Here is a 22,362-nt window from a genome sequence, read left to right on the forward strand (position 1 = left end):
AGTTTAGTTATATGCCTTGAATATTAGGACATTAATAAAAAATGCCCGAACACATAAGGTGTCGGGCATTTCTGGAAATATTTTATTGCTGTCAGATACTAAGGTCTGTATACGCTCTTAAAGACCAGCGCGCTTTTTGATGGCTGCAATCAGCGCAGAGCCACCATGGCCATTGCTTTCAGCCCAAGCGATATCTGCACCATCCTCTAAAGCACTTTTAGGCAGACTCTTAACGATAAACTCGCCCGCATCTACTGCATTGTTAGCGATGGCATGACGCAGCATGTTGTTACCATTACACTGAACTGAATCGTATACGTTACGGATTTTAACCCGTGAACTCTTTAGTGTACTACGGATACGTCTTTTATCGTCAGCCGCGATGTATTCACACAAAGACACGGCTAACTGATCGTTTGCTTTGCTCGCAAAACTTACTGTTAATGCAGAAACGCCAAGACTCACACCAATAACTAAAGGAATTACTTTCATCACCAATCACCTAGTACTTTTTTCGTAAGAACAAACGCTCAATATTGTATCAACCAATACAATTGTTAGCAACAAAGTTATATTCCTTTATTTAGAGTTACGAACTTATAACTATACAAATTTTTCTCATCTGCTTCAAAAGCTTCGCGCGCCACTTCATGCCATTCACCGGCCTGTGTATGGTCAGGGAAGCGCGTATCACCTGAAACATCCAAGTCTATGTATGTTAAATAAAGCCGATTACTTAAGGGTAGAAACTGTTCATAAATATTTCCACCTCCAATGATCATAACTTCTTCACACCCGTCAACCAGGGATAAAGCGTCTTGTGGAGATGAGACCACTTCAATTCCCTCAGCACCGTAATTTAGATTACGGCTGATCACGATATTTCTTCTGCCAGGAAGAGGGCGGCCGATAGATTCAAATGTTTTGCGCCCCATCACGACAGGTTTATTTAGGGTAACAGCTTTAAAATGTTTCAAGTCAGCAGGTAAATGCCAGGGCATGGCGTTATCATCGCCAATGATACGTCCGTTTGCCATCGCTGCAATCATTGATATTATCACAACACACTCCTCTCATACTTTTATACTAAAAAAGGGCCAAAGGCCCTTTTTGTGCCAATCCGATTAGTCAGGCTCTAATACGGATTGCGCTTATCTTTCGTAGACGACTTCGACATCGTAGTCATCTTCATCCCAGTCATCCCAGTCATCATCGTTATCCTGGGTTGCCTGGCGGTGGTATGTATCCCACTTGAATTCGACTTCTTCCTGTTCCTGCTCCTCGAACTTATCGCGAGGCATACTGTCCAGCAGGCCCTGAATGTCGTAGCACAACTGCTGAGTATTAAACTTGTTTGCAGCTGAAATGCGGTATACATGCTCTGCATCTAACTCTTCTGCAATGCGCTGGCAAACTTCTTCCAGCTCGTCTTCTGCGAGCAGATCAATTTTATTCAGCACCAACCAACGCGGTTTGTTAGCAAGTTTTGGACTGTACTGGTGCAACTCGTTGATGATTGCAAACGCATTATCAACCGGATCCGTACCATCCACCGGCATTACATCGACAATATGAAGCAACACACGGCACCGCTCCAGATGCTTCAGGAAGCGGATCCCAAGACCCGCACCGTCTGACGCGCCTTCGATCAAACCGGGAATATCGGCAATGACAAACGACTTGTTCGCTTCAGGGCGAACTACACCCAGGTTAGGCACCAGCGTTGTAAACGGGTAATCCGCCACTTTAGGTTTAGCGGCAGAGACACTACGAATAAAGGTAGATTTGCCTGCGTTTGGCAGCCCTAGCAAACCAACATCAGCCAGCAACATCAGTTCCAGCTTCAAATTGCGTACTTCACCAGGCGTCCCCAGTGTTTTCTGTCTCGGTGCCCGGTTTGTGCTTGACTTAAATCGCGTATTACCTAAACCATGATAGCCGCCTTTAGCGACCAGCAGTTTTTGTCCATGCTTAGTCAGATCGCCCAGGCATTCCTGCGTATCAACATCGGTCACGCGCGTCCCTTCCGGCACTTTCAGGATCAAGTCCACGCCTTTTTTACCTGTCATGTTACGGCCATGACCATTAGTACCACGCTCGGCACGATGGAAGCGCTCAAATTGATAGTCAATCAGGGTATTGAGGTTTTCGTCTGCTTCAAGATAGACGCTACCTCCGTCCCCGCCGTCCCCTCCATCCGGGCCACCGTCGGGTACAAACTTTTCGCGGCGAAATGAAACGACACCGCTTCCACCGTCTCCGGCTTCCGCGCGGATCTCTACTTCATCGACAAACTTCATGGTTACTCTCTTACTGGTTGTTCAGCACCTGCTATTATAGCAAGTTCATAGCGGCTTGATCAGCATGGTCAAATGCCTAACTACCGGTCTGTGGCGCGTATTTGACAGGAATAAGGTTAGAGCAAAATTCAGGCTCTGCTCTATAAAAACAAAAAACCCCGCCTAAGCGGGGTTTTTCAGTATTCTTTTTACCGATTACTCAGCAATGATGCTAACGTATTTACGGTTTAAAGGACCTTTCTGCTCAAAAACGACTTTACCGTCTGCTTTTGCGAAGATTGTGTGGTCTTTACCGATACCTGCGTTAGTACCAGCGTGGAACTTAGTACCACGTTGACGAACAATGATGTTACCCGCAAGTACTGATTCGCCACCGAAACGCTTAACACCTAAGCGTTTACTTTCTGAATCGCGACCGTTACGAGTACTACCAGCTGCCTTCTTATGTGCCATCTTTCTGTACCTCTAAAAATTAAGCGCTAATGCCAGTGATTTTAACTTCAGTGAACCACTGACGGTGGCCCATCTGCTTGCGAGAATGCTTACGACGTCTAAATTTAACGATCTTAATTTTCTCGCCACGACCGTGAGATACAACCTCAGCTGTAATCTTACCACCGTTTACGAACGGCGCACCGATCTCGATTTTTTCACCATCAGCTACAAGAAGTACTGAATCAAATTCAATTGATGCACCAGTCTCAACGTCTAGTTTCTCTAGACGAATTGTTTGACCTTCAGTCACACGGTGCTGTTTACCACCACTTTGGAAAACCGCGTACATAATTAACTCCGTCTGTGCGCCCTCAAATCGACGCAACTTAATATTCTTCAATAGGGCGCGAAGTTTACGCTAATGTGCTACTTCACGCAAGCCCTAGATCGCAAATAAACGAATAAAAAATAGCTAACTTGAGGGCGTAATAATATTTTCATTTATTCTAACGAAAAGGTGTGATAAGCCAAGCTCTTTTTTGCTTTTTACACACTGGGGTTTTAATCCGAAACAGACAAACAGAACAAAAAACAAACAAAAGCTCTGATTTTTTAACCTCTATTACGCCAAGTTATCGAGTCACGGTGATTTTTAATGTACACTTGCGATTCGAACATCCCTGAATGAGGCTTTAGCTCGGAGCGTTATGGATATCAAAGCGATCCAGAGATTGATTGAGCAAGACATGCTTGCCGTTAATCAACTTATCAGCGACCAAATGCAATCTGACGTCGCACTGGTTAATCAACTTGGCTTATATATAGTCAATAGTGGTGGCAAACGGATCCGCCCTATGCTGGCACTTTTGGTTGCCAAGGCACTGGGGTATCAGGGCGATAAACACGTTACACTGGCAACCATTATCGAATTTATCCACACCGCCACTTTATTGCATGACGATGTGGTTGATGAATCGGCGTTACGGCGTGGCGAGCCCACGGCCAATGCCGAATTTGGTAATGCCGCCAGCGTACTGGTTGGTGACTTTATATACACACGCTCTTTTCAGTTGATGGTCGGACTGGAAAATATGGAAGTGATGCAGATACTGGCTGATGCAACCAATGTGATTGCGGAAGGTGAGGTGTTACAGCTGATGAACTGTAATGACCCGGACACTACTGAGCAAAGCTATATGCAGGTAATATATAGTAAAACTGCCAAGCTATTTGAGGCTGCAACTATGCTACCGGCTGTCGTGTTAGATAAACCAGCAGAAACCAAAGAAGCCCTAAAGCTGTATGGTATGCACTTAGGTACCGCTTTCCAACTCGTCGATGATGTCCTCGACTACAGCGCCAATGCCGAACAGCTTGGTAAAAATATCGGTGATGATTTAGCTGAAGGTAAACCAACCCTGCCTTTAATTTACGCAATGCGCCACGGTAATGAAGCCCAGGTTACGCAGATCCGCGATGCTATCGCCAACGGTAATGGACTTGATAATCTCACCGAGATTCTGGCAACTCTTGAGCAGACGCAAGCGCTTGAACATACCATGGAGCGTGCCCGTCACGAATCACAAAAAGCCATAGATCAACTCAGTACTTTACCCGAGTCAGAGCACAAAACGGCCCTGATTTCACTGGCTAAGCTGGCGGTTGATCGCAGCTACTAAGACTGTAAACAGACATTAAAAAGGCTGCAACTGCAGCCTTTTTTAATGTCTGTACCAATATGTTTAGTTAAGTGCTCTACTTTGAGGCAGAAATATGGTCGATAACATCGCTCACTCGCCCAACTCTCGCTGAGACACCTACGTACAGGTAGGCGAGGCAAAAATGTGTGAGCCTATGTCTAAGGTATAGGCTCTAAATGAGAGATTTTTAACACAGTTAGCGCCATATTTGCTCCTTCAAATTGAACAGATAATAAGTAAAATTGGTATTACCCTTCTTTTGGACGGTAGCCTTCAATCTCAACGTCTTTGCCTTCAAACAAAAAACCCACCATTTGCTCTTCAAGCTGCTGACGGTGTTCAGGGTCCATCATGTTTAAGTGCTTTTCGTTGATCAACATTGTTTGCTTATACTGCCACTGCTGCCACGCTTCTTTACTGATGTTATTAAAGATACGTTCGCCAATCTCACCCGGATAAAGTTGAAAATCTAACCCGGGAGCTTCTTTTTGTAACTTTTGACAAAATACGGTACGTGCCATCTCTTTACCCTTTATGCATTTGTTGTAACTAAGTTTACCCCATTGCCTTTAAGACTTTAACCAACTTTTTAGTCGGTGCAGCTAAACCCACCTCAGCAGGCTGTGGTAACGAGTACCAGAGCAATGGATTGTCATGAACACAATCCGGTGTCATATTCAGTTCAACAATCACAGGTGTGATAGTCAGCTCAAAGTGCGTAAAAATATGCACAAATGACGACAATGTTTGCCGACTACCCGTAATACCTTGCTGTGCCAGGAAGGTTTCCAGTTCAGTCAATTCACTAAACTCAAAAAAACCAAACAACCCGCCCCAGATGCCACTACTTGGCCGTTTTTCCATCAGCACCTTATCATCCGCTCGTACTATTAAATGATAAGTGGCTTTTTTGGGTTTAACTTTTTTCGGCTTAGAGTTTGGAAATTCTTTCACTCTGCCTTTTTGACAGGCCTGACAGCGGCTGACCAAAGGGCAAGCCTCACAGTCAAAGTTACTGCGACTGCACAGGCTCGCCCCTAAGTCCATCATCGCCTGGTTATATTCCGAAACACGATCAGTTGGGGTCAGCGCATCCGTCAGAGCCCACAATTCATTTTCGACCTTCTTGACGCCGTACCAGCCTTCCACCATAAAAAAACGTGCCAGTACACGCTTTACATTACCATCCAGGATCGGGTGGGGCTGATCCAAAGACAAAGAAAGTACGGCCCCTGCCGTAGAGCGGCCAATCCCCGGTAGCGCCATCACGGCTTCTAACGTTTGCGGAAATTTGCCCTGATATTCATCGCGCACAATTTTGGCGGTTTTATGTAAGTTACGCGCACGAGCGTAATACCCAAGGCCGGTCCAGTGATGCAATACTTCGTCTTCGGGTGCATCGGCCAGGTCGATTATGGTCGGGAAACGCGCCATAAAGCGTTCAAAATACGGGATCACAGTCACAACCTGAGTTTGCTGTAACATTACCTCGGACACCCAAACTTTATACGGGGTCTTCTCAAGTTGCCAGGGCAGTGTTTTACGCCCATGTAACTGGTACCAGTCGACAACTTGCTTGGCAAACCACTGGGCCTGCTCATTATTTACTGTCATTGCGAGACTCTGCTTTTACTTGCTAATACACGCGCCAGTGTATGAAGCTTTTTTCAAAGGTCAAGCTCTTGTACTTGACGCTGCGAATAGCGATAATGTGCGCCCATTTTTTACACCGAAGATGAAGACCATGAACGAATCGAGTAAAACCGCTCTGGAACAAGCCGAGCAGGAAGGCAAGTACATTCGCAAAGTACGCAGCTTTGTAAAACGCGAAGGCCGCCTGACCAAAGGGCAAGCTGCCGCCATTGAAAAATGCTGGGCAACGATGGGCCTGGAGCACGCTCAGGGTCGCCTGGACTTTACCGAGGTGTTCGGCAACGACAATGATGTTGTGGTTGAAATTGGCTTTGGCATGGGTAAATCTCTGGTTGAAATGGCGAAAAACGCGCCAGATCAGAATTTTATTGGTATTGAAGTACACCGTCCGGGTGTCGGAGCCTGTTTAATGGAAGCCGACGAACAGGGCGTCACTAACCTGCGCGTCTTTGAGCATGATGCAGTTGAAGTACTGGCAGATTGCATACCGGACGGCAGTCTGGCAAAACTTCAGCTGTTTTTCCCTGATCCCTGGCACAAGAAGCGCCACCATAAGCGTCGCATCGTTCAGGCCGAGTTTGTTGAGAAACTTCGTACTAAGCTGCGTATCGGTGGTGTTTTCCATATGGCAACAGACTGGGAAAACTATGCAGAGCATATGCTGGAAGTTATGCAGTCAGCGCCTGGTTTTGCTAACCAATCTGACAGCAACGATTATGTACCACGCCCGAATTTCCGCCCCCTGACTAAATTTGAGCAACGCGGTCACCGCCTGGGTCATGGTGTATGGGATCTGATGTTTGAACGTACAGCCTAACCTGTCATTGCTACCGGGGCACCCTGCCCCGTCTATTGTGGACCTCTGATGCAAAAATTAACCAACCCCAGCTTATTATTGTTGCGCAACGAAGAAGAGCTGACAGGCCAGCATATTTTGGTGATCAACCACCAGCGTGACGGCTTTTTATCTGAACTAAAGCAGTTGGCTGCGCAGGCAACCATCAGTGCCTTCAGCTATGACTTTGCCGATCATCAGGCTGCCACTCAGGTCGCTGACATCAATAGCTATGTCTCGCACAGCCTGCCTGCGCTTAATGATCTCGATTTGATCATTTATTACTACCCAAAGTCCAAGCCCGAAGCACAGATGATGTTCGATAATATTCGTGCACTGTGCACTGACAAAACCCGCTTACTGGTCGTCGGAGAAAACAAAGGTGGCGTTAAGTCTGCTGAAAAGCAGCTACAAGATAAATGCGCAGCACACTATAAGCTGGATAGTGCCAAGCATTGTATTTTGTACGAGTTTGCCCAACTGCAACCTGTGTCCCACTTTGACATTGCCAGCTACCAGCAAACCTTCACCATAGCGGTTGCCGGGCAGCAGTTTGAAGCCGTCAGCGTCCCGGGCGTATTTAACCATGGTAAGCTGGATCTAGGTACTAAACTGCTGCTGGAGCACCTTGAGCTGCCCAGTCACGGTAACATGCTCGACTTTGGCTGTGGCGCCGGAATCATCGCTACCTTTATACTCAACCAGTCTCCCAAAGTTCGATTTAGCTGTCTGGATGTCAATGCACTGGCGTTACACGCCTGCGAGCAAACCTTAAGCCTGAATGGTCATGAGGCTGAACTGGTGCTCAGCGACGGCCTTAAACAGTTGCAAGGTCGCTTTGATGCCATTATCAGTAACCCGCCTTTTCATACCGGCATTAAAACAGACTATGACATTGCCGAAGGGTTTATCCAGGGGGCTGCTGCTCACATGACTAAAGGGGCGCAGCTACGCATAGTTGCAAATAGCTTCCTGAAATATCCCCCGATTATTGAAGCACGCTTTGGGCACTGCCATACGCTGGTAAAAAATACTAAATTTGCCGTCTACCGAGCCTGTCAAAATTGAGTTATGGCCAGTTCAATCTCGCTATTGGGCTGGCTATATTCACACAACCTGTATCTCCTGACGCATTATTAAACAAATTATCGGCCAGCAAAGTGCTGAATCGTTTCGTAAAATGTGAGCTTTTTTGTGTTCTATACTGCTAAACTAAGGTGAGTGAATAGCAGGCAAGCGGGATTTGTGGTCTCCCAATGGGTAAATACGCAACAAAAACAAGTATAAGAAAAGTACTGATCAGTGCAGTCATGCTAGTTACGGCGCTGTCTTTGTCCCTGTCTATCTCAATTTCAACCTACCTCGACGTTAAAAAGCAAAAGCAGCTGATCATCAATAAGCTGGAAATGATCGCGGAGATCATTGCGTTTAACGCCCAGGTAACGCTGATTTTCGACGACAGAAAAACCGAAGAGAAACGCCTTAAATCATTCGATAAAGTGGATTTAGTGAAAAACATCCACATCTATGCAATTGACGATGTCACGAATCGGCCGGTCTTTTTCACCAGCTACAACGCCAGCAAAACGCCTCCGGTACCACTGAAAGTCAACCAGATTGAGGAACTCAGAACGCCCAAAATATCTGAAGACTATATAGAGTTAATCCTGCCCGTCGAGTACGAGGGCAATATAGAAGGTTACGTTTACCTGCGTGGTGGTCTTGAGCATCTGGCCGAGTACATCAACAGAAAAATATTGGTTGATATTGCGCTGACTCTGTTTGTACTGGTGCTGGTGATGTTTGTCGCCCGTGGGATCCAAAAGCGTATTGCCAGTCCGATAGAGGGCCTTTCTATTCTGTTACAGGACGTTTCGAAGAATCACAACTACGCGACCCGGGCGGAAAAAAGTGACATAGAAGAGATTAATATCCTCGCCAACAACCTCAATATCATGCTTACCCGGACGCAAAACCAGCTTGAGCGACATCAGGCAGATAAACAAGAAATCAAACAGCTCAACCAAAGCCTGGAAGAAAAAGTCAATCAACGTACTATAGCGCTCAGAGAAGCGAACCAGGAGCTGCTCAATACACTCGAGCGTATGCATCAGTATCAGAACCAGATTGTTGAGAACGAAAAGATGGCATCGCTGGGCCAGATGGTTGCAGGTGTCGCGCACGAGGTCAACACCCCCATAGGTCTGGGCGTAACAGGCTCGACATTATTGCGCGATAAACTGAGTGATATCGAAGTCGCCTTCCAGCAAAAAACACTGACTTCAAAACAGCTGGAACGGTTTATAAAAGAAGGGATCGAAAATCTGGATCTCATTTATCGTAACCTCAACCGGGCAGCTGATCTGATCTCAAGCTTTAAAAAGGTTGCGGTCAGTCAGGACATAGAGATCAATTCAGATGTCAACATCACCAAACTGCTCAATGCAGTGATGGGGTCAATGCGTACAGAGCTGGAACTGAAATCACCTCAGATCCATGTTGACTGTCCCGAAGAGCTTACCATCAGAAGCAAGTCGGGTTTACTGCAACAGGTGTTTGAACAACTCTTTTCAAATTCACTGTTACACGGTTTTGTAGGTAACGAAAATAACGAAATTGCTATAAAAGTGAACCGCGAAGAGTCGCAATTAACGATTGTGTACAGTGACAATGGTGTTGGCGTGCCCAATGGCATCAAAAAACGTATATTTGATCCATTTGTTACCACTCGCCGGGGAGAAGGCGGCAGTGGCCTGGGTATGCATTTGGTATACAACCTGGTCACTCAGGCACTGGGGGGAAGCATCACACTACAGGAAGACTATCAATCCGGTACTCAGTTTGTGATCAGCTTGCCTCTGAAAGGAGGTACACAGTGAGATATATGTACCTACTGATTTTTTGTTATTTTACGTTTTTTTCTACGTTTAGCTATGCAAAATCGCCCGAGGAAATCCGCTCAGCCTTTTTATATCAAATGGCAAAGTTCATTGATTTTCCTGAGCAAAAAAATAAGAAGACCACTCGTTTTTGTTTTTATGACATCAAAAACGGACCAGGCGCTGTTTTATATAGTAACCGTACCTTAAAAATACGTTTAAAGCCGATAGAAATAATAGAAGTAAAAAAGTCTGACTCACTTAGGGAACTTTCCCTGCGATGTGATATCACATACATTGATGAAACATTGGAAGATGATATACTGTCCGCTTGGACCGATACAATGGCACTAAGTATGGTAACTGTGGGCGAAAGTATCGAATTTTTGGAAGGGGGTGGGATTGCGTCCTTGGTCCAGGAAGGGAGTAAGATAAGGCTTTATATAAACAAGCAAGAAGTCACTCAGCACAACTTTAAAGTGCTTTCACGGTTGCTTGCCGTCTCCAAGTTTTATCCTAACTGATTTTACTTGTTAACAATTGAATATACTCCTATAATCGTTAACATTCGGTTTTATTATATAACGCCGAAGATTTTGTAAATACAATATTCCGAAAAGGTTAATTAATAATGCAAACGCCAGTCATTCTAATTGTTGAGGATGAAGACGTAACTCGACTGAACCTCGTTAGTTTATTTGAAGCCGAAGGTTATAAGGTAATTGAAGCCATTGATGGCGATGATATGCATGAAAAATTGACATCAAATGATGATGTCAACTGTGTGATCATGGATATTAACCTGCCTGGTAAAAATGGCCTTATCCTGGCTCGTGAGTTGCGCCAGAAGAAAAACATCGGCCTGATTTTCCTTACAGGTCGTGACAACGATGTCGACCGTATTCTGGGTCTTGAGATCGGTGCCGACGACTATGTTACTAAGCCTTTCAACCCACGTGAGCTTACTATCCGCGTGCGCAACCTGATTTCTCGTACCGGTTCAACCCCGGAAGAGTCTAGTATTGACAGCAATGGTGTCATTACGTTTAACGGTTGGGAGTTGGATGAGAACAGCCGCTGCCTGACTTCACCTACAGGTGAAGCTAAACGCTTACCGAAGGGCGAATACCGAGCATTACGTCTGATGCTTGATTCACCAGGCCGTATCTTCAGCCGTGAGCAGCTGATCAAGCACATGACAGGTCGCGAACTACGTGCTAACGACAGAACGGTAGACGTAACCATTCGTCGTATTCGTAAGCACTTTGAAACCGACAACAATACTCCTGAACTGATCAGCACCATTCATGGTGAAGGCTACCGCTTCATCGGGAAGATTGATAGCCAGTAAGTTTGCGTTACGAGTTTTCAGCGAGTTTTGCAATTAATGAGTGAAGGGCAGATTGCCCTTCTCTTATTTTAACTTCCAGTTCATCCAACCAATCTGCGCGCCGCCCGGTATCAGCCTTAGCCCCTTCAAGCTCCATTGTTTTGGCATGTAACTGTACGTTTTGCAGACCCACCGAGCCTGCGGCTCCTTTAAGCTTGTGTGCCACAGACACATAGACCTCAGTATCACCACTCTGATTCGCTTCATTCAGCTCATTGCAGTAAGTCGGATTGAGGCGGGTAAACAAATCACAGCTGCGTTTAAATGCCTCTATGCCCATGGATGAAACAAAGTCGGTGATGGTTTCTACATCCAGCAAGGCTTGCTCCTGCTCACTCAGTTGCAGCGGTTCTGCCTGCGGTAAAGCTTGCTTATCTTTGCTTGCTTCGATCCCAAACAGCTCTGCGAGCATCTTATCCAGTTTGGTGGTGTTGATAGGTTTAGCCAGCGCCCCCTGAATATCTATCCCCTGTAACTCTTGCTCGGCACTGCGTACATTGGCGGTCAGCGCAACGATAGGTAACTCATCAAAATGGCTGTCGGCACGGATCTGCCTTGCCACTTCATCGCCATTAATATCTGGTAACTGCATATCAAGCAGGATCAGATCTAATTCATCTTCCGTTTCAACCATAGACAAGGCATCTTCACCGGTTTCCGCCCAGACGACTTCATGGCCACGCTGCTCCAGTAAATTAGTGGCAATTTCAGCGTTCAGCGGCACGTCTTCAACCAAAAGTATATACAGGCTGCGGCCCGCGTAGCTTTGCTCGTTGGGGGCTGTGCATAGCTCCAGCGGCAACTCAACATCGAAGCGACTGCCCTCGCCTTGCATACTGCTGACATGAATGGTGCCTTTCATGGCGTGGACCAGGGCTTTTGTCACCGCCAGGCCAATGCCCGAGCCTATGGCATTATTACCACTTGCATCTGGCGCTTTGTAGTACATATCAAAAATACGATCTTGCTGGTCGGATGGAATGCCAACGCCTGTGTCGATGACACTGATCGACAGCCAGGGACCGTCCGCACGATTTTCACGGCGACATTCCAGAGTGACTCCCCCTCTGTGGGTAAACTTCACCGCATTATTGATCAAGTTCCAAAGTACTTGCCGCAGTCGGGTCGGGTCTAAGAGTGCGTAGATATCCAGCATGCCTGTACGCTTGATGTTAAATTCAAGGCCTTTTTGCTCAGCAATCAGCCCTGCAAAGTTGACCACATCATTAATGAAGTCCGACACATTGATGCTGTCTGTAGCTATGTCCAGCTGCTCTCTGTCTATCTTGTCCAGATCGATAATGTCATTGAAGATATTCCCCAGCGTTTCGGCACTGGAGAACACGGTGTTACACCAGCTCTTTTGTTGCTTGGTCAGCTCAGTGTCCAGCAACATGCGTGTTAACCCAACAATCCCATTGAGTGGCGTGCGTAGCTCGTGACTCAAAGTGGCAATAAATTTCCCTTTGTCTTTATAGGCCGTTTCCAGCGCCTGCTCCGCTTCTTTACGGCTGGTTATATCACGACCAAACGCCAGCAAACCGATGTACTCGCCGTCATCGTTAATAAAGGGCAACTTGCGCATCTCAAACCAGCAGTTTTCGTTTGCAACCGGGTATTCTACGTCAACATTAATTGATTGCTGAGTTTCTATTACTTGCTCGTCGGTCTGTAACACCCTGGGAATGTCTTGTTCACCAAACACTTGCTGTACTGTATGGCCAATCAGCTGTGCACTGGTTTTACCAATAACTTGCTCGAACTTCTTATTACAGCCGGCAAATACACCACGCTCATCCCGGTAATAAAATAGATCCGGAGAAGAGTCCACGATACTGCGCAATAACATGCTCTGCTGCGCCAGCTCTTGCTGGGCTTTGCGCCGCTCCGAGATCTCTTTGCGCAATTCTGCAATCGCTCTGTGCTTAGCATGCAAGGCCATTTTCCGCTCATCTATCTCATTGTTGAGTCGGTTAATATTGTCCTTGAGAGTCTGGTTAAGCAATTTTTCTTGCTGTGTAGCGGACTCCAGATACTCTTTCGACGCGTCCAGTTGGCGCATTGCATAGATAGCAACAGAGAGTAGCAACGGAGAGGTCAGTGCGGCAAACACCACTACTGACAACACATTGACCAGTGTGACTTCGCCGAGCGCAACATAATAAAACATGCACGCTAACACCAGAGACACCACCAGCACAAACGCGTAGGCGACAGCCCCCGCCCAGCGGTCTCCGTAATTTTTAATCAAATTAGATAGAATTCGGGCCCAGGTCCCAAATGAAGAGTCAAGCATAATAAAATCACCCAGTTAACGCCTACATTATACCTGACCCAAACACAGAAGCGAGTCACCAAAAGTCGCAAGCTATCTTGCATAAACCAAAATGACCACCAAAGCCCGCAATTTCTCTGCCTTTTAAAGGTGTTTAGAAAGTCGACACCAGCGTATGAATATTTGCACACTTGGGCGATTTTTTTACCAGAATTCTTCGTGCGGGCTCGGCAAGCTGTGACATTTTGGTGTAACATGCCCCACCCTGATAGTCGTGATTAAGAGAGTTCAAATGCCAACTTCAATGCCTGACATTGCACATTCTGCAGACGCCTTACGAGAAGGTAAGCTGGACTGGGTCGGAATGGGAAATATCGAGCTACCTTTGTTGTTATCCAGCAAAGGGTTAAATGACACCCCGGTAACCGCCAAAGCGGATGCGTTTGTCAGCCTCGACAGGGAAGATGCCAAAGGCATCCATATGTCACGACTATTTTTGGCACTCGATACCTTATCCTGTGAACAAACACTCACACCGGGCACTATTCGCTCTGTGCTGGACAGTTTTATCACCAGTCATGAGGGGCTCAGCCATAACGCCAAAGTAACGTTTCATTTCGAGCTGCCGTTGCGCCGCGCATCACTGCTGAGTGGCAAGCAGGGCTGGAAAAATTACCCAATTAATATTACTGCCAACATGGTCGATGGCCAATTTAACCTGGAGCTTGCCGTTGATGTCACCTACTCATCGACCTGTCCCTGCTCAGCTGCCCTGGCGCGTCAGCTGATCCAAAACGCCTTTGAGCAAAAGTTTGCCGGTCAGTCGCTTGACCATGCCAGTGTGCATGCCTGGCTGGGCACCACAGAAGGGATTTTAGCCACGCCACACTCACAGCGCTCTGTCACTAACATCAAAGTCAAACTGGATGAAAACTGTCAGGCATTTGACATCCTGGGCCTGGTCAACCTGATTGAAGATGAGCTAAAAACCCCGGTACAGGCTGCGGTTAAACGCGAAGACGAGCAGGAGTTTGCCCGCCTGAATGGACAAAATCTAATGTTCTGTGAAGATGCCGCGAGAAAGCTTAAAGCCTTGTTTGAAGAAGAAAATTATCAGGACTACTATATAAAGATAAACCATTATGAGTCTTTACATGCACATGATGCGGTTGCATATGCTGTAAAAGGCCTGAAAGACGGCTATCGCGTTTAATCCATTATAGTCCCGCTCTTTTCTCCGGCACGCTCGGCGTTCTCAACGCCGCCGAGCAAAATTGCTCACTCCCCAAAAAATATCACTTTAGGCACGCTCTTTGCTTAATATTCACAAAGTCAAATTGTTGTCGTGGAGTGATTTATGGAACTAACATTACTATCTATTCTGGCGCTGGTCGTTATTGCTTCCATTGTTATTTCAAAATATACGGATAGCGGCGGTAACCCCTATCCATTTAACCGCAAGGATTCCGTGTTTACCACAGTTGAGGCCTCTTTCCTGCAACTGTTGGAGCGCTCGGTGGGTGATAAGTTTAAAGTTGTCAGCCGGGTTAAGCTGATCGAGATCATTGAATGTAAGCCTGGGTTGTCGAAAAAAGCACGCCGGGCAGCCATCACCAAAGCGCAAAACAAGCAGCTCGATTATGTGCTGGTTGATAAAGAAACGCTCAATATTGTTGCTGCCGTTGATCTGGTTAATAACGCCAATAAAAACGGTCATAAGGCACAAAAAGACTGGTTTGTCAGTGGCGCACTTGAATCAGCCGGGATCCCGCATATTCGTATGAAGGTTAAAAGTGGCTACAAAAGTGCTGAAGTACGGGCCGCTATCCTGTTCAAGCTGGGCAAAAAACCGGAGCCACAAGGCAAGCCACGTAATCGCAGTTACAAACCTGCGGTACTTTCACCTTCTCAGGCCAAAGCAGCCGCTACACAATTGGCAGAGATCTAGCTTACTCCACTCGCTGTCGGTCCTCACGGGACTGACAGCAATACCCACATACCAGCCTAACGTCATATTTTCTAAAGCCAGTTTTGATATATAATGAGCAACACTGTTAAAAAATAAGAGAATATTATGAAAGTAGGCATTATAGGCGCAATGGAGCAGGAAGTGACCATTCTGCGTGGCGCAATGAACAACATACAAACCGCAACCAAAGGCGGCTTCACTTTTTATCATGGCGATCTGGGGGGTCACGAGGTCACGCTGGTTCAGTCAGGAATTGGTAAAGTGGCAGCAACGGTTGCAACCACACTACTTATCGACAACTATACACCGGACTGTGTGATCAACACCGGTTCCGCCGGCGGCTTTGATCCTGAGCTGAATGTTGGTGATGTGGTGATCTCGTCACAAGTAAAACACCACGATGTTGACGTGACTGCTTTTGGCTACGAGCTGGGTCAGGTACCGCAGATGCCAGCCGGCTTTAGCGCACACTCCGCTTTGGTAGAGGCTGCGCAGCAGAGTGTCGGTGAACTGGCGGATATTCAGACAAAAGTTGGGTTGATTTGTACCGGAGACTCTTTCATGTGTGACCCGGTGCGTATTGACAAAACGCGTCAGGAATTTCCACAAATGCTGGCCGTTGAAATGGAGGGCGCAGCCATCGCTCAGGCATGCCATGTGCTAAATACCCCGTTTGTTGTGATCCGCTCACTGTCAGACATCGCCGGCAAAGAATCACCGCAATCATTCGAAGCCTACCTGGAAGTCGCCTCTGTGAACTCTTCTAAACTGGTGACTGCCCTGTTGGCAAAACTGGATCAGGTTTCGCTGTAAAGTGTTAGCTGAGCATTTGCAAGCCCATACGGGCTTGCTGATTTTTTTGCTGGCAACACTCTGCGCAGTTGGGTTCAGAACGTCCAGCATGTACCACCCACATGTGATTATGACACTGCTGTTTACTAATCTTGCTCAGAAAGTTTACCGCCCAAAAGCCCCAACCAGTTACCTGTGGTTGTCCGGCAGCCTGGCATTTGTCCTGCCAATATTGCTCACCCTGCTGATCCTGGCCACACTGGGTTATTTGTCTTTCTATCCTCAGTGGCTCGGTGGCCTGGTTTTATTTCTGTGCCTCGACATTCAGCATGAACGTCGAGCCAAACGTATTGCTATTTTACTAAAACAACAACAGAAAGCCGCCGCGCGTCAACTAGTTAGCGTTATGGTAAACCGGGATGTCGAAAAACTGTCTGCCATGGGCATTTGTAAGGCGTGCCTGGATAGCCTGGCCTTGCGGGGAATACGGCATTTTTATCTGGTGATTGTGTTTTACCTCATAGGCGGCCCTTTGCTGGCACTGGGTTATAAACTGATGTTGCTCTGTGATCACGCCTGGCGCAGCAAAATGCGACCGGACGCGTCATTTATCAGACCCCTGCAATTAACTCTGGCAATTTTGGAATGGTTGCCCGTCAGGGGGCTAGTCATTGTGATGGCGCTGACACAAAACCTGGGGAAAACCCTTCACTACCTTAAACATTATGGCCAATTTTACCAACCAGCCAGTTCAGGCTGGATCCTGACTTTGTTCGCAGCCAGCCTCAATACACAACTTGCTGGGCCACGATTTTATCAACAACAACGCTTTGACAATATGCGCATAGGCAGCGACACGCCGCCTGAATCCGAAACCATCAGCCTGATGCTCAGGCTACTGGCAACCATGCGTTGGTTTTTCCTGTGCGCACTGTGCTTGTGCTGGCTAACGGTGAACGTTCTCACCCATTAAAAAGGGCGACCCGACGGCCGCCCTGACTATGTATACTCGCTAAATTAACTCTGGCGATTATTCCACACTGATTTTAGCGAACTTACGTTTACCCACCTGATAAATCGCTGTAGAGCCCTTCTCAACGCTGAGCTTAGAATCTGTCACTTTTTCTTCGCCATTGAGTTTCACCGCACCTTGCTTAATCATCCGCATCGCTTCTGAGGTACTGGCTACCAGGCCTGCTTCTTTGAGTACATTGGTAATAAAAGTCTCAGACTCTGCAATAGTGATGGTTACTTCAGGAATGTCATCAGGTAAGGCATTTTTCTGAAAACGCTTGATAAAATCCTGGTGTGCTGCTTCTGCGTCTGCTTCGCTATGGAAACGGGCAATCATCTCTTTGGCAAATTCAATCTTGATGTCTCTGGGGTTGCGACCGCCAGCCACCTCTTCTTTAAGGCCGGCAATGTCTTCCAGTGACTTAGCGCTCAACAACTCATAATAACGCCACATCAGCTCATCAGAAATCGACATGACTTTACCAAACATGTCATTTGGCGCATCTGTGATTCCAATGTAGTTACCCAGTGATTTAGACATCTTCTGCACGCCGTCGGTGCCTTCAAGCAAGGGCATCATCAGCACAGTTTGAGGCTTCTGACCTTCTTCTTTTTGTAACTCTCTTCCCATCAACAGGTTAAAGCGTTGATCGGTCCCGCCAAGTTCGACATCCGCTTGCAACGCCACAGAATCCCAACCCTGAACCAACGGATAAAGGAACTCATGAATGGCAATTGACTGGCCACCAGCATAACGCTTTTTGAAATCATCACGTTCGAGCATACGCGCAACCGTTTGGCGCGCTGCAAGCTTGATCATGCCTGCGCTGCCTAATTTCTCCATCCACTCGGAGTTGAACGCCACTGTGGTTTTAGCCGGATCCAGGATCTTAAATACCTGCTCTTTATAAGTTTCAGCGTTGGCCAGTACGTCTTCACGGGTAAGCGGTTTACGGGTGACATTTTTACCCGTCGGGTCGCCTATCATGCCAGTGAAATCACCGATCAGGAAAATCACCTCATGACCTAAGTCTTGGAAAGTCTTTAGCTTGTTAATAAGGACGGTATGACCCAAGTGCAGATCCGGGGCTGTTGGATCGAAACCCGCTTTGATCCGCAATTTTTTACCTGACTTGAGTCTTTCTTTTAAATCTTCTTCAATCAGAATTTCTTCAGCACCGCGCTTTATCTCTGCCAATGCCGTTTCTATATCCACAGTTGTCACGCCAACCTCACTCCAACAATTTAATCAGTTAATCGCCCGATTTTAGCTTATATTCGGGGTAGTTTAAATGTATAAAAGACTGGTATTTGCGCATTATTACGTATATGCTGCACTATTATTTGCAATAATTCTTGACAGCGGAAAAGGCACGTTATGGTACATGCAGTGCACAAACTCCCAAAAAAACACAAGTTGCTGATCCTGGGCTTGCTGTCAGCAATGGTCGCTATTGCACTCATTCCGTCTGAGAAGGCAACAGCCTCCCGAGATCACGACAAAGACGCACTCGAAGTGGGCAAGCGTTATGAGTTACCTCTGAATGTCAGTGAGCAGCAACCCGAACTGACAGAACTCAGTGAAGCGCCAGCCGTCATCGAAGAACCTCTCTCCACAGAGTCGATCCAGTATGACTTCGTCGACCACCAGATTCGCAATGGCGACAGCCTGGCGGTGATATTTAAACGCGCCGGTTTTTCAGCGCAAACGCTTCACAAGCTTGTCAATACCAACGCCGAAACACGTAAGCTTACTAAGATCCATCCCGGTGAAGTGCTTAGTTTTGCCAGTGATGAGCAAGGCGAGTTACTGCAGCTGAAATATGTGTTGTCTAAAACCGATACTCTGCTGGTAAGCCGAACAGATGAAGGCAATTACGCCACACGTATCGAGAGCAAAGAAATTGACACCGTTGAAAAATCAGCGGGCGGTGAGATCAAATCCAGCTTCTGGACTGCGGGTATTACCGCGGGCCTGTCTGAGCGTCAGATCATGAACTTTGCCCATATATTTGGCTGGGATGTCGACTTTGCCAACGATATTCGTAAGGGCGATCGCTTTACCCTGATCTACGAGTCACACTTTGTCGATGGCGAAGAGATTGGCACAGGTAAGATCATTGCCGCTGAGTTTATTAATCAGGGCGAGCGTTACACGGCTGTGCGCCACTCTGACGGAGACTTCTACACGCCGGAAGGCCGCAGTATGAAGAAAGCTTTCTTGCGTGCCCCCGTCGACTTCAAGTATATCAGCTCCAACTTTAATCCACGCCGCCTGCACCCAGTCACCGGTCGTGTATCTGCACACAGAGGGATAGACTATGCCGCCAGAACCGGCACACCTGTGGTATCAGCGGGTAATGGTAAAGTGATTAACTCTGGCTATAACCGTCTCAATGGTAATTACGTGTTTATTCAGCATGGTAGTCAGTATGTGACTAAGTATCTGCATCTGCACAAACGGCATGTTAAACAAGGCCAGAAAGTCAAACAGGGCCAGAAGATTGGTACTGTCGGCGCGACCGGCCGTGTTACTGGTGCGCACCTGCACTATGAGTTTCTGGTCAACGGGGTGCATCGTAACCCGCGTACCGTCAAGCTGCCAAAGTCACAACCTTTACCTGCAGCGGAGCTGGCAACCTTTAAGCCGCTGGCACAACAGATGCTGGCAAAGCTGGAGCGTAATCGTGAGCTAATGCTGGCACTGAATAACTAGCCGGTTCGCTGTGCCACAAAAAAGCCACCTTCGGGTGGCTTTTTACGTTCACAGACTCTGATTAAGAGCCTGTTACTTTCAAGTTGAGGAATTTCTCCAGCCCCTCAGGATCGGCCGCCAGAGATTGCACTTGCTGAGAAAATGCATTGAAGTCCATTGCATCATCTACAGACACATTGACTTCTAATGCATTCAGACCTGATGCAAAGTCGCGAAGCCCCTGCTTGACCTCATCAGAGACAGGCACCTGCATAAGTTGCATTGACAACATTTGCTGGAACTGCTCTTTAGTCAATCCTTTGTTGGCAAGCAACTCATTAACCAGTGCGCCCAGCCCGGGTTGCCCGGCAACCGCAAACGTCAGCTGCTGTGGCTGCAACGACTGAATCGCTGAAATAAGCTTGCTCTGCATTTGCAACTCCTGTTCCAGCGTCATATCTGTGCCCTGCTGTTGCATCTCCAGCGAGGTTGTCATCAACCCAGCACTGTTGCCCAGATCAAAATCAAATGTGAGCCCTACTACACCCGCCGCCTCAACAGACGATTTAAACTCGCTGTTGCCGCTGTCCGGGTTGTAACGTAAGGATGACGTAAGCGCGTAGCTGGTATCAGCCAAAGTGGCGGCTTGCTGCTCAAGCTCCGCTGCCAGTACCGGGCTCAGCGTCACATTGGTTAGTTTAACCTCTGTAAACTCACTGATTTTGTCTGCTTCATAGCCCTGCAAGCTGAATTCACCAATGTTTAACAGCGTCTGCTGTTCAGTGGCTTCTTTGATCACCAGAGACTGCACTTTGATAGTGTTAGTAAACAGATTATAGGATGATCCCTGATGCTCAATAAGCAGTTCAGATTGCTCCGCAAATTGCGCGATCTGCTGCTGCACCGCCAATTCTGCCTGCTGATTTGCGTAGAGATGTGCGCCAACAACAACGGCTGACATCGCACCCCCTAACGCCAGCATGATGGTAGATTTTTTCATTTGTGTGGATTTCCTTAAAACAAGGCTTCGAGCGCATCACTGAGGCTGGCAACGGCGACCACCTCCATTCCCTCAATGGCGTCCTTTGGTTTATTCGCGATTGGTACGATAGCACGTTTGAAGCCATGTTTCGCGGCTTCCCGTAGTCTTTCCTGGCCACTGGGTACCGGACGGATCTCTCCACCAAGACCAACTTCTCCAAATACCACCATTTGACGTTCCAGCGCGTGGTTTTTAAAACTAGACACCAAAGCTGCGATCAACGCTAAGTCGGCACTGGTTTCAGACACTTTCACACCACCAACCACGTTCACAAACACGTCCTGATCCGCCACTTGTAGTCCACCATGACGATGTAGTACCGCAAGTAGCATCGCCAGACGATTTTGTTCCAGACCGACCGTGACGCGACGCGGATTCGCCAGTTGAGAGTAATCCACCAGCGCCTGAACTTCGACCAGCAAAGGCCGAGTGCCTTCCCAGATCACCATCACCAGAGAGCCGGGCGTCTGCTCTTCACCTCGATTAAGGAAAATAGCCGATGGATTACTGACCTCTTTCAGGCCCTGGCCTGTCATGGCAAAGACCCCAAGTTCATTAACCGCACCAAAGCGGTTTTTATTACCACGCAGGGTTCTGAACCGGCTGTCGCTGCTCCCTTCAAGCAAAATAGAGCAGTCGATACAATGCTCCAGTACCTTGGGACCCGCCAGTGATCCGTCTTTGGTCACGTGCCCCACCATGATAATCGCGACCTGGTTTTGCTTGGCAAAACGGGTCAGGTAAGCGGCACTTTCACGGACCTGTGATACACTACCAGGCGCGGACTGCACATCACTCATGTGCATCACCTGAATTGAATCAATGACCATAATGGCCGGCTTTTCACGTAAAGCCAGCTGGCAGATGCTTTCAACATTGGTTTCGGCCAACGTGCGTAGTTTGTTCGTTGGCAGGCTCAGTCGTTTTGCCCGCATAGCAACTTGCTGCAAAGACTCCTCACCCGTCACATACAAGGTGGGCATAGATTCGGCCAGTAAACACATGGTCTGCAACAACAAGGTACTTTTACCGGCTCCCGGCTCACCGCCAATCAAAATAGCACTTCCCGGCACCACGCCACCGCCGAGCACGCGGTCGAACTCTTTGAATCCAGTGGAAAATCTAGGCAAAGATTCGAGGTTAACTTCGTCCAGGGTCTGGACCTTGGCCTCCACAACACCGGCATACCCGGCCATCGTTCCGGCACGTGGTGCAGCTTTCACAGAGGGGACTCTGAACTCAGTAATCGTATTCCAGGCTTTACATTCAGAACATTGCCCTTGCCATCGAGCAAATTCCGCTCCACAATCACTACAGACAAATGCGGTTTTCTTTTTTCCCATAAAAATCAAGGCATAGTTATTGCTTAATTTAAAACTCAAT

Annotated in this window: 22 protein-coding genes; 11 read left to right on the plus strand and 11 right to left on the minus strand. The window is 47.4% G+C overall.

Going from position 1 to position 22,362, the window contains the following annotated elements; genetic code table 11:
* Window positions 1-117: 117 nt before the first annotated feature.
* From MHN33_RS15120 to rplU, 5 genes are all read right to left on the minus strand, one after another.
* On the minus strand, window positions 118-492 hold the full coding sequence (locus MHN33_RS15120; RefSeq protein ID WP_125717107.1) for a DUF3718 domain-containing protein: 375 nt from the start codon (window positions 490-492) through the stop codon (window positions 118-120).
* Between the two features lie 77 nt (window positions 493-569).
* Complete coding sequence (gene folA, locus MHN33_RS15125) at window positions 570-1,061, minus strand: type 3 dihydrofolate reductase (protein WP_239398930.1); 492 nt, start codon at window positions 1,059-1,061, stop codon at window positions 570-572.
* A gap of 90 nt (window positions 1,062-1,151) precedes the next feature.
* On the minus strand, window positions 1,152-2,300 hold the full coding sequence (cgtA, locus tag MHN33_RS15130) for an Obg family GTPase CgtA (RefSeq protein WP_239398932.1): 1,149 nt from the start codon (window positions 2,298-2,300) through the stop codon (window positions 1,152-1,154).
* A 195-nt stretch (window positions 2,301-2,495) separates the two neighbouring features.
* Entirely contained in the window at window positions 2,496-2,753 is a 258-nt protein-coding gene (gene rpmA / locus MHN33_RS15135) for a 50S ribosomal protein L27 (protein WP_010383519.1), read from the minus strand.
* A gap of 19 nt (window positions 2,754-2,772) precedes the next feature.
* On the minus strand, window positions 2,773-3,084 hold the full coding sequence (rplU, locus tag MHN33_RS15140) for a 50S ribosomal protein L21 (protein ID WP_010383520.1): 312 nt from the start codon (window positions 3,082-3,084) through the stop codon (window positions 2,773-2,775).
* Between the two features lie 358 nt (window positions 3,085-3,442).
* Between rplU and ispB the strand changes: the two genes are divergently transcribed.
* The gene (ispB, locus tag MHN33_RS15145; protein ID WP_239398935.1) at window positions 3,443-4,414 is read left to right on the plus strand and encodes an octaprenyl diphosphate synthase; all 972 of its coding nucleotides are present in this window, start codon (window positions 3,443-3,445) and stop codon (window positions 4,412-4,414) included.
* A gap of 269 nt (window positions 4,415-4,683) precedes the next feature.
* Here the strand turns inward: ispB and MHN33_RS15150 are convergent, their stop codons facing one another.
* Together MHN33_RS15150 and mutY are read right to left on the minus strand one after the other, a co-directional pair.
* On the minus strand, window positions 4,684-4,956 hold the full coding sequence (locus MHN33_RS15150) for an oxidative damage protection protein (protein WP_239398936.1): 273 nt from the start codon (window positions 4,954-4,956) through the stop codon (window positions 4,684-4,686).
* A gap of 34 nt (window positions 4,957-4,990) precedes the next feature.
* Complete coding sequence (gene mutY / locus MHN33_RS15155; RefSeq protein ID WP_239398937.1) at window positions 4,991-6,049, minus strand: A/G-specific adenine glycosylase; 1,059 nt, start codon at window positions 6,047-6,049, stop codon at window positions 4,991-4,993.
* A gap of 130 nt (window positions 6,050-6,179) precedes the next feature.
* Between mutY and trmB the strand changes: the two genes are divergently transcribed.
* The 5 genes from trmB to arcA all read left to right on the plus strand — a co-directional run bounded on the left by trmB (window position 6,180) and on the right by arcA (window position 11,153).
* A complete protein-coding gene (trmB, locus tag MHN33_RS15160; protein ID WP_239398938.1) occupies window positions 6,180-6,905 on the plus strand; it encodes a tRNA (guanosine(46)-N7)-methyltransferase TrmB in 726 nt (241 codons plus the stop codon).
* 48 nt (window positions 6,906-6,953) lie between these two features.
* Entirely contained in the window at window positions 6,954-7,991 is a 1,038-nt protein-coding gene (locus MHN33_RS15165; RefSeq protein ID WP_239398939.1) for a methyltransferase, read from the plus strand.
* Window positions 7,992-8,179: 188 nt separating this feature from the next.
* Window positions 8,180-9,802 (plus strand): ATP-binding protein, encoded by a 1,623-nt coding sequence (locus tag MHN33_RS15170; RefSeq protein ID WP_239398940.1) that lies wholly within the window; start codon window positions 8,180-8,182, stop codon window positions 9,800-9,802.
* A 5-nt stretch (window positions 9,803-9,807) separates the two neighbouring features.
* Window positions 9,808-10,326: a YfiR family protein gene (locus MHN33_RS15175; RefSeq protein WP_239399138.1), complete on the plus strand. Its 519-nt coding sequence runs from the start codon at window positions 9,808-9,810 to the stop codon at window positions 10,324-10,326.
* Window positions 10,327-10,433: 107 nt separating this feature from the next.
* Entirely contained in the window at window positions 10,434-11,153 is a 720-nt protein-coding gene (arcA, locus tag MHN33_RS15180; RefSeq protein WP_239398941.1) for a two-component system response regulator ArcA, read from the plus strand.
* Window positions 11,154-11,160: 7 nt separating this feature from the next.
* Here the strand turns inward: arcA and arcB are convergent, their stop codons facing one another.
* Window positions 11,161-13,488, minus strand: a complete 2,328-nt coding sequence (gene arcB / locus MHN33_RS15185) for an aerobic respiration two-component sensor histidine kinase ArcB (RefSeq protein WP_239398942.1) — start codon at window positions 13,486-13,488, stop codon at window positions 11,161-11,163.
* Window positions 13,489-13,759: 271 nt separating this feature from the next.
* Between arcB and folE2 the strand changes: the two genes are divergently transcribed.
* The 4 genes from folE2 (at window position 13,760) to MHN33_RS15205 (ending at window position 17,201) form a co-directional block, all read left to right on the plus strand.
* Window positions 13,760-14,680, plus strand: a complete 921-nt coding sequence (gene folE2, locus MHN33_RS15190; protein WP_239398943.1) for a GTP cyclohydrolase FolE2 — start codon at window positions 13,760-13,762, stop codon at window positions 14,678-14,680.
* Between the two features lie 144 nt (window positions 14,681-14,824).
* Window positions 14,825-15,415: a DUF2726 domain-containing protein gene (locus tag MHN33_RS15195; RefSeq protein WP_239398945.1), complete on the plus strand. Its 591-nt coding sequence runs from the start codon at window positions 14,825-14,827 to the stop codon at window positions 15,413-15,415.
* 126 nt (window positions 15,416-15,541) lie between these two features.
* Entirely contained in the window at window positions 15,542-16,249 is a 708-nt protein-coding gene (gene mtnN / locus MHN33_RS15200; protein WP_239398947.1) for a 5'-methylthioadenosine/S-adenosylhomocysteine nucleosidase, read from the plus strand.
* 88 nt (window positions 16,250-16,337) lie between these two features.
* Window positions 16,338-17,201, plus strand: coding sequence for a cobalamin biosynthesis protein (locus MHN33_RS15205; RefSeq protein ID WP_239398949.1), 864 nt, complete (start codon window positions 16,338-16,340; stop codon window positions 17,199-17,201).
* A 57-nt stretch (window positions 17,202-17,258) separates the two neighbouring features.
* Here MHN33_RS15205 and tyrS read toward each other — a convergent pair whose 3' ends face one another.
* Window positions 17,259-18,458: a tyrosine--tRNA ligase gene (gene tyrS / locus MHN33_RS15210; RefSeq protein WP_239399140.1), complete on the minus strand. Its 1,200-nt coding sequence runs from the start codon at window positions 18,456-18,458 to the stop codon at window positions 17,259-17,261.
* Window positions 18,459-18,620: 162 nt separating this feature from the next.
* On the opposite strand from tyrS, the gene MHN33_RS15215 reads away from it, so the two are divergent.
* Window positions 18,621-19,958, plus strand: coding sequence for a peptidoglycan DD-metalloendopeptidase family protein (locus tag MHN33_RS15215; protein ID WP_239398951.1), 1,338 nt, complete (start codon window positions 18,621-18,623; stop codon window positions 19,956-19,958).
* Between the two features lie 61 nt (window positions 19,959-20,019).
* Here the strand turns inward: MHN33_RS15215 and MHN33_RS15220 are convergent, their stop codons facing one another.
* Together MHN33_RS15220 and radA are read right to left on the minus strand one after the other, a co-directional pair.
* Window positions 20,020-20,937 (minus strand): hypothetical protein, encoded by a 918-nt coding sequence (locus MHN33_RS15220; RefSeq protein WP_239398953.1) that lies wholly within the window; start codon window positions 20,935-20,937, stop codon window positions 20,020-20,022.
* Window positions 20,938-20,951: 14 nt separating this feature from the next.
* Window positions 20,952-22,322 carry a DNA repair protein RadA gene (gene radA, locus MHN33_RS15225; RefSeq protein WP_239398956.1) on the minus strand — a complete coding sequence of 457 codons (1,371 nt, stop codon included), beginning with the start codon at window positions 22,320-22,322 and terminating at the stop codon, window positions 20,952-20,954.
* Between the last annotated feature and the right edge of the window lie 40 nt (window positions 22,323-22,362).

This window comes from Pseudoalteromonas sp. OOF1S-7 (assembly GCF_022347765.1).
Classification (GTDB): Bacteria; Pseudomonadota; Gammaproteobacteria; order Enterobacterales; family Alteromonadaceae; genus Pseudoalteromonas.